At 70.7% G+C, this 786-nt stretch carries 1 protein-coding gene; it reads left to right on the top strand.

Going from position 1 to position 786, the window contains the following annotated elements:
- The coding region (locus GUY59_RS47145) for an integrase core domain-containing protein (RefSeq protein ID WP_138208873.1) at window positions 1–753 on the top strand (753 nt) is incomplete at its 5' end.
- Window positions 754–786: the final 33 nt, after the last annotated feature.

The raw sequence follows: 786 nt of genomic DNA, 5'->3' as shown, positions 1-786 counted from the left end.
CTCGCCGACGGCACCGACACCGAGATCCTGTCCTGGCTGGACGACCACTCCCGCTACGCCCTGTCGGTGACCGCGCACGCCCGCGTCACCGGCCCGATCGTGCGCGACACCTTCCGCGCCGCGGTCGTCGCGCACGGCGTGCCGACCTCCACGCTGACCGACAACGGCATGGTGTTCACCACCCGGCTGGCCGGCGGGCGCGGCGGCCGCAACGCCTTCGAACACGACCTGCGCCGCCTGCACGTCCGCCAGAAGAACAGCCGCCCCAACCACCCCACCACCTGCGGCAAGGTCGAACGCTTCCAGCAGACCATGAAGAACTGGCTGCGCGCCCAGCCCGACCAGCCGGCCACACTGGCCGGCCTGCAGACGCTTCTCGACCGTTTCGCCGATGCCTACAACCACCGCCGCCCGCACCGGTCCCTGCCGCGCCGCGCCACCCCGGCAGCGGCCTACACAGCCTCGCCCAAGGCCCTGCCCGACGGCAGCCGCGACGCCGACACACACGCCCGCGTCCGCCACGACCGCATCGACCCCTCCGGCGTGGTCACCCTGCGCGTCAACGGCCGCCTCCACCACATCGGCATCGGCCGAACCCACGCCCGAACCCACGTCATCCTGCTGATCGACGACCTGCACGTCCGCATCGCCAACGCTGTCACCGGAGAACTCCTGCGCGAGCTGACCATCGACCCCGCCCGCGACTACCAACCCCAGGCAAACCCCAACACGACGAAACCCCCGAACCCGTAGGTTCGAGGGTTTCCGATGTCCTGAGACATCACA

The organism is Nonomuraea sp. K271 (genome assembly GCF_009908215.1).
In the GTDB taxonomy this organism is placed as follows: Bacteria; Actinomycetota; Actinomycetes; order Streptosporangiales; family Streptosporangiaceae; genus Nonomuraea; species Nonomuraea longispora.
Note: the sequence above shows the minus strand (reverse complement) of the source record. Positions and strands in the feature narration are given on the sequence as shown.